The sequence below is a fragment of the Solirhodobacter olei genome (assembly GCF_004010155.1).
GTDB lineage: Bacteria > Pseudomonadota > Alphaproteobacteria > Rhodobacterales > Rhodobacteraceae > Solirhodobacter > Solirhodobacter olei.
Genome location: NZ_RRYH01000009.1, coordinates 132274 through 139234, shown reverse-complemented (window position 1 = coordinate 139234; position 6961 = coordinate 132274). Strand labels below are relative to the sequence as shown.

Below are 6961 nucleotides of genomic sequence, written 5' to 3'. Positions count from 1 at the left end.
ATGGCCGATGCCGTGGCCTTCATGACCGGCGCAAAGGTCCCCGAAGAGGCAACCCAGGCGGCGTGAAATGACGGGGTGCGCAATAAATGCGCACCCTACGGCGTGGGCTCGGCCTACCTTCCGCCCGGCGACATCGCGCGGCGCTGGCGGGTGCGTTCAAGGCCGAGCTGGCGCTCGCGCCAGATAATGATCAGCCCGGCCGCCACGATGATCGCCGCACCGGTCAGCGTGTCGGCGTCCGGGATCTCGGCGAAGACCATGTAGCCCAGCCCCAGCGCCAGGATCATCGAGGAATATTCGAAGGGCGCGATCAGCGAGGCGTCGGCCTCGCGATAGCTGGAGGTCAGCAGGATCTGCCCGACCCCGCCGAAGATCCCCGCCGTGACCAGCATCGCCGCCTCGGCCGGGGTGGGCATCACCCAGCCCCAGGGCAGGGTCAGGAAGGACAGGACGGTGGCCGAGAGGGAGAAGTAGAAGACGATGGCGGAGACCTTCTCGCGCTGCACAAGCCGGCGGACCCAGACCTGCGCCAGCGCGGCGAAGACGGCGCCGACCAGCACCACGGTGGCCCCGATCGCGCTACGCGCGTCGCCGTGGCCGAAGAGGCCCGACAGCTTCGGCGCCGCTACGATCACCACGCCGACGAGGCCGAGCCCGACCGTGGCGATCCGGAAGAGCCGCACCTGCTCGCCCAGAAGCAGCGCCGCGAAGACCACCGTCAGCAGCGGCGCGGCATAGCCGATCGCCACCACCTCTGACAGCGGCAGGAAGGCGAGGCCGGCGAAGCCGAGGCCCATCGCCGTGGTGCCGAGAAGCCCGCGCAGCACATGGCCGAAGGGCGAGGTGACGCGGAGACCGGCGGGGAACTCCCCCTGCGCGACAAGCCAGACCAGGATCACCGGCATGGCGCAGGAGGCGCGGAAGAACACCGCCTCGCCGGCGGGGACGCGTTCGGAGGCCATCTTGATCAGCGTCGACATCACCATGAAGAGGGTGACCGAGGCGATCTTCATCGCGATGCCGCGAAGGGGGCGCATGGCGGGCCTTGGGATGCTGGGGCGCGGGACGGAAAAAAGGCGGGCGGCGCGCCGGGGCGCCCGGATCTGCGATCTGTCATGGTTCGGCCGGGTCTGCAAGGGCCGCAAGGGCGCGGGGGTATTTAGGCCCCCCCAACGCCCGGGCGCGGCCGGCCCTCAGCCCTTTCGGGCTTCGCGGATCAGGCCGAGGATGTCCTGCGCCGCGGCCGGAATGTTCGTGCCGGGGCCGAAGATCGCCTTCACGCCGTGGCTCTTGAGGAAGTCGTAGTCCTGCTGCGGGATCACGCCGCCGCAGATCACCAGGATGTCCTCTGCCCCCGCGGCCTTCAGCGCCTCGACCAGCTTCGGGGCCAGCGTCTTGTGACCGGCCGCCTGGGACGAGATGCCGATGACGTGGACGTCGTTGTCGATCGCATCCTGCGCCGCCTCCTCGGGGGTCTGGAACAGGGGGCCGACATCGACATCGAAGCCGATATCGGCGAAGGCGGTGGCGATGACCTTGGCGCCGCGGTCGTGGCCGTCCTGGCCCATCTTCACCACCAGCATGCGCGGGCGGCGGCCCTCCTCCTCGGCAAAGGCCTCGACGTCCTTCTGGATCTGCGCGAAGCCGGCGTCGCCCTCGTAGGCCGCGCCGTAGACGCCCGCGAGCGTCTTCACCTCGGCCCGGTGGCGGCCGAAGACCTTTTCCATCGCCATAGAAATCTCTCCCACGCTGGCCCGGGCGCGCGCGGCCTCCACCGCCGCCTCCAGGAGGTTGCCGCCCTCGCGGGCGCGGCGTTCAAGCTCGGCCAGCGCCGCGTCGCAGGCCGCCGCGTCGCGGCCCGCCCGCACCCGTTCCAGCCGGGCGATCTGGGCGGCGCGGACGGCGGCGTTGTCGATGTCGAGGATCTCCAGCGGGTCCTCGGTCTCTCGGCGGTACTTGTTGACGCCGACGATGACCTCTTCGCCGCGGTCGATCATCGCCTGGCGCCGGGCCGCGCTCTCCTCGATCCGGAGCTTCGGCATGCCGGAGGCGACGGCCTTGGTCATGCCGCCCATCTCCTCGACCTCGCCGATCAGGGCCCAGGCCTTTTCGGCGAGCTCCGCCGTCAGGCTCTCGACGTAATAGGAGCCGGCGAGGGGGTCGACGACATGGGTGATCCCGGTTTCCTCCTGCAGGATCAGCTGGGTGTTGCGCGCGATCCGGGCGGAGAAGTCGGTGGGCAGGGCAATCGCCTCGTCCAGCGCGTTGGTGTGCAGCGACTGGGTGCCGCCGAGCGCCGCCGCGAGCGCCTCGTAGGCGGTGCGGACGACGTTGTTGTAGGGGTCCTGCTCCTGCAGCGAGACGCCGGAGGTCTGGCAATGGGTGCGCAGCATCAGGGAGGCGGGCTTCTTCGCGCCGAACTCCGACATGATGCGGTGCCAGAGGAGGCGGGCGGCGCGGAGCTTCGCCGCCTCCATGAAGATGTTCATGCCGATGGCGAAGAAGAAGCTGAGGCGCCCGGCGAAGGCGTCCACGTCCATGCCGCGGGCGATGGCCGTGCGGACGTATTCGCGCCCGTCGGCGAGGGTGAAGGCGAGCTCCTGCACCAGGTTCGCGCCGGCTTCCTGCATGTGGTAGCCGGAGATCGAGATGGAGTTGAACTTCGGCATCTCGGCGGCGGTGTATTCGATGATGTCGGCGACGATCCGCATCGAGGGCTCGGGCGGGTACACGTAGGTGTTCCGCACCATGAATTCCTTCAGGATGTCGTTCTGGATCGTGCCGGAGAGGGCTGCGCGGGGGACGCCCTGCTCCTCTCCCGCGACGATGAAGCTGGCGAGGATCGGGATCACCGCGCCGTTCATGGTCATGGAGACGGAGATCTCGCCCAGCGGGATGCCGTCGAAGAGGATCTTCATGTCCTCGACGGAGTCGATGGCCACGCCCGCCTTGCCGACATCGCCCACCACGCGGGGGTGGTCGCTGTCGTAGCCGCGGTGGGTGGCGAGGTCGAAGGCAACCGAGACGCCCTGCTGCCCGCCGGCAAGGGCGCGGCGGTAGAAGGCGTTCGATTCCTCTGCCGTCGAGAAGCCGGCGTATTGCCGGATGGTCCAGGGCCGGCCGGCGTACATCGTCGCGCGCGGCCCCCGCGTGAAGGGGGCGAGGCCGGGCAGCGAGCCCATGTGGCCAAGGCCCGCGGTGTCCGCTTCGGTGTAGAGCGGCTTGACGGTGATGCCCTCCAGCGTCTGCCAGGAGAGGCTTTCCGGGGCGCGGCCCTTCAGTTCCTTCGCGGCCAGCGCGGCCCAGGATTTCAGATCTGCCATCTTGTCCCCCATCGTCATTTCGCCGCCGGCCCGAGCAGCTTCAGCCCCGCGTCCGCGGGCACGGTCGGCGCGAACCGCTTCAGCGCCGCCACCACCTTCGCCACGTGCTGCGGCCCGGTCGCGTAGAAGGTCACGTCATAGGAACCGATCGCGCCGACCTTGCCCACGAGGGTCATCCGGGCGACCGGCACCCAGTCGGCTGGCGCGGCGGATTTCAGCCATGAATGAACGTACATCGCCGCCACCACGCCATGCTCCACGGCCAGTGGCCCGGCCCAGCCCGGCGGCGGCTCTGCCCCGCCGATCCGGATGCGGCGCGCGTCCTGCGAGGCGAGGCCCCAGAGGTCAAGCACGTAGTGGCGGGCGTTCCAGCTCACCCGGCCGATGTCGATCACCGCCACCGGTGCGTCCAGATAGTCCCGCGCGAAGCGGGCAAACTGGTCCTGTTGCAGGTGGATCGCCCGGGGCGCGTGGACATAGGCGCGGGTGAGCGGCGGCAGAAACGCCAGCGCGCTGGCCAGCACGGCCACGGTGCCCAGGAGGCCCGCAGCGCGGCGGTCATTCAGCCCGCCCCTGCCCAGGAAAAGGAGCGCGCCGGCGGTTTCGGCGACGAAGATGTAATGCTCGTATCGGTGCATCCAGCCCAGATAGCTGAACATCAGATGGCCGAGGCCGGACAGGGCCAGCACCAGCGGCAGCAGCGCCTTCTGATTGCTGCGCCCCCGGGCGAGCACCAGGACCACCAGCAGCACGGTCAGGGACAGCAGGATCCAGGCGGCGAACCCATGCAGATTGAACTGGAACCGCGCCACCATCCGGGCGAGGGGCCCCGTGTCATGGCCAAAGATGGCCATCTTGGTCAGCACCGAGCTTGGCAACGGCGCCAGCCCCTGGCTGACGAGGAACCCGGTGAAGGCGAGGATCGGCAGCAGGACGCCGAGCCCGAGCAGCACGCCAGCCCGAACCCTGCCCGATAAGGCAATCGCCCCTGCCGCGCCGAGCGAAAGGGCAAGCCCCTCGTAACGGAACAGGGGCGAGAGGATCGCCACGGCAACGAACCAGGGCGCGATCTCGCCCGTCGTCAGGTAGCGCCAGAGGCCGAGGACGACGAAGAGGGTCAGCGCGGCATGGATTTCGTTCTCCATCCCCGTGAAGGCCACGCCAGGCATGTTGAGGCCGATCGGCCCGAGGATCGCCAGCAGCCAGCCGATGCGACCCTCGATGCCGGAGAGGACCAGCACCCGGCCCCATCCCCAGGCGCAGGCGGCGAGCGCCAGCGTGTTCCAGGCGAGCGGCAGCAGCCGCTGGAACGCGCTGCCCGGGAACGGCACGAGGAGAAAGGGATAGAGGACGGAGGACGCGGCTGAAGCGGGTTCGCCCGGGTTGATGCCGTAGGTGCCGCCGCCGATCAGCTGCGCCATCCTCAGGTGGATGTAGACGTCGTCCAGCGGGTATTCGAAGACATGGGCGATCGCATAGGCCCAGACCTGCAGGCCGGCGAAGGCCGCGAGCGCGGCCAGCACCGATACCGTTGGCAGCCGGAGCGCGCCCGGCCGCTGGTTCGCGGCCAGACTATTCGAACTCGAGAATGACATCGTCCACCTTCAGGCTCTGCCCGGCGGTCGCGGCGACGCGGCTGACGACGCCCTCGCGCTCGGCCCGCAGGGTGTTTTCCATCTTCATCGCCTCGACGGTGGCCAGCGGCTGGCCCTCCTGCACCTCGTCGCCCTCCGCCACCATGATCTTCACCACCAGCCCGGGCATCGGGCAGAGGAGCAGCTTCGAGGTGTCGGGCGGCAGCTTCTCGGGCATCAGGGCGGCGAGTTCTGCCTCGCGCGGGGTGCGCACCACCGCCTTCAGATCCGCGCCGCGCCAGCGGATGCGGGCGCCGCCGCGGACATAGGCGGTCTTGACGATCATCTCCTCGCTGCCGACCGTGCCGCGGAACAGCGGATCGCCCGGCCGCCAGTTCGATCGCACCTCGTAGCGGCCGTCGCCGGCGAAGGAGACGTCGGTGCCTTCCTCCGTCTCGAGGATGTGGACCGGGAAGCGTTCCTTGCCGATGAAGATGACGTAATCGGGCGCGACGCGGCGGCGGTGGTTCGGCATCGCGCCGGAGATCCTGGCCGCGCGCGCCTCCTTCCACATCTTCATGTGGCCGACGATGGCGGCGAGGCGGCGCATCTCCTCCGGTCCGGGGGTGACGCCCTGGAAACCGTCGGGCCATTCCTCGGCGATGAAGGCGGTGGTCATCTCGCCCGCGGTGAAGCGGGGATGGTCCATGACGGCGGAGAGGAAGGGCAGGTTGTGGCCGATCCCTTCAAGCTCGAACGCGTCGAGGGCGTGGCGCATCTCGGCGATGGCCGAGGCGCGGTCGGGCGCCCAGGTGCAGAGCTTGGCGATCATCGGGTCGTAATACATCGAGATCTCGCCGCCCTCGAACACGCCGGTGTCGTTGCGCACGGCGCGGGCCTTGGTCGCGATCTCCTCCGGCGGGCGGTAGCGGGAGAGGCGGCCGATGGAGGGCAGGAACTTGCGGAACGGGTCCTCGGCGTAGAGCCGGCTTTCCATTGCCCAACCGTTGATCTTGAGGTCACCCTGCGCGAAGGGGAGCGGTGCGCCGTCCGCCACGCGGATCATCTGCTCGACGAGGTCGACGCCGGTGATGAGTTCGGTCACCGGATGTTCGACCTGCAGGCGCGTGTTCATCTCGAGGAAGTAGAAGTTGCGGTTGCCGTCGACGATGAATTCGACCGTCCCGGCGGAGGTGTAGCCGACCGCCTTGGCCAGCGCGCAGGCCTGTTCGCCCATCGCCTTGCGGGTGGCGGGGTCGAGGAAGGGGGAGGGCGCCTCCTCGATCACCTTCTGGTTCCGGCGCTGGATCGAGCATTCGCGCTCGTGCAGGTAGAGGCAGTTGCCGTGCTTGTCGGCGAGGACCTGGATCTCGATATGCCGCGGCTGCGTCACGAATTTCTCGATGAAGATGCGGTCGTCGCCGAAGCTCGCCGCGGCCTCGTTCTTCGAGGCCTGGAAGCCCTCGCGCGCTTCGGTGTCGGACCAGGCGATGCGCATGCCCTTGCCGCCGCCGCCGGCGGAGGCCTTGATCATCACCGGGTAGCCGATCTCGCGCGAGATCTTCACCGCCTCCTCGGCATCGGCGATCAGGCCCATGTAGCCCGGCACGGTGGAAACCCCGGCCTCGGCCGCGATCTTCTTGGAGGTGATCTTGTCGCCCATCGCCTCGATCGCGCCGGAGGGCGGGCCGATGAAGGTGACGCCCTCGGCCTCCAGCGCCTCGGCGAATTTCATGTTCTCGGAGAGGAAGCCGTAGCCGGGGTGGACGGCCTGCGCGCCGGTCTGACGGATCGCGGCCATCACCTTGTCGATGACGATGTAGCTTTGGGCCGCGGGGGCGGGGCCGATATGCACCGCCTCGTCGGCCATGCGGACGTGGAGCGCGTTGCGGTCGGCGTCGGAATAGATCGCGACGGTCTTGATGCCCATCTTTCGCGCCGTCTTGATGACGCGGCAGGCGATCTCTCCGCGGTTGGCGATCAGGATCTTGTCGAACATCTCACTCCCTTCCCCCCGGGGCGGCGGGGTGGGCCCCGGTCCGCAAAGCAAAAGGGCCACCGGGG

At 69.1% G+C, this 6961-nt stretch carries 4 protein-coding genes; all 4 read right to left on the bottom strand.

Annotated features, from left to right (window positions below):
- Positions 1–113: 113 nt before the first annotated feature.
- The 4 genes from EIP85_RS08555 to EIP85_RS08540 all read right to left on the bottom strand — a co-directional run bounded on the left by EIP85_RS08555 (position 114) and on the right by EIP85_RS08540 (position 6896).
- Complete coding sequence (locus EIP85_RS08555; RefSeq protein ID WP_127901757.1) at positions 114–1037, bottom strand: DMT family transporter; 924 nt, start codon at positions 1035–1037, stop codon at positions 114–116.
- Positions 1038–1193: 156 nt separating this feature from the next.
- Complete coding sequence (gene scpA, locus EIP85_RS08550) at positions 1194–3323, bottom strand: methylmalonyl-CoA mutase (protein ID WP_422067208.1); 2130 nt, start codon at positions 3321–3323, stop codon at positions 1194–1196.
- 14 nt (positions 3324–3337) lie between these two features.
- Positions 3338–4918 carry a hypothetical protein gene (locus EIP85_RS08545; protein WP_127901755.1) on the bottom strand — a complete coding sequence of 527 codons (1581 nt, stop codon included), beginning with the start codon at positions 4916–4918 and terminating at the stop codon, positions 3338–3340.
- Entirely contained in the window at positions 4896–6896 is a 2001-nt protein-coding gene (locus EIP85_RS08540) for an acetyl-CoA carboxylase biotin carboxylase subunit (RefSeq protein WP_127901754.1), read from the bottom strand. The genes EIP85_RS08545 and EIP85_RS08540 overlap by 23 nt, the downstream gene beginning before the upstream one ends.
- Positions 6897–6961 lie beyond the last annotated feature (65 nt).

Coding starts and splice junctions, on each gene's coding strand:
- EIP85_RS08540 (WP_127901754.1), bottom strand. CDS start 6,896: ATGTTCGACAAGATCCTGATCGCCAACCGCGGAGAGATCGCCTGCCGC.
- EIP85_RS08545 (WP_127901755.1), bottom strand. CDS start 4,918: ATGTCATTCTCGAGTTCGAATAGTCTGGCCGCGAACCAGCGGCCGGGC.
- scpA (WP_422067208.1), bottom strand. CDS start 3,323: ATGGCAGATCTGAAATCCTGGGCCGCGCTGGCCGCGAAGGAACTGAAG.
- EIP85_RS08555 (WP_127901757.1), bottom strand. CDS start 1,037: ATGCGCCCCCTTCGCGGCATCGCGATGAAGATCGCCTCGGTCACCCTC.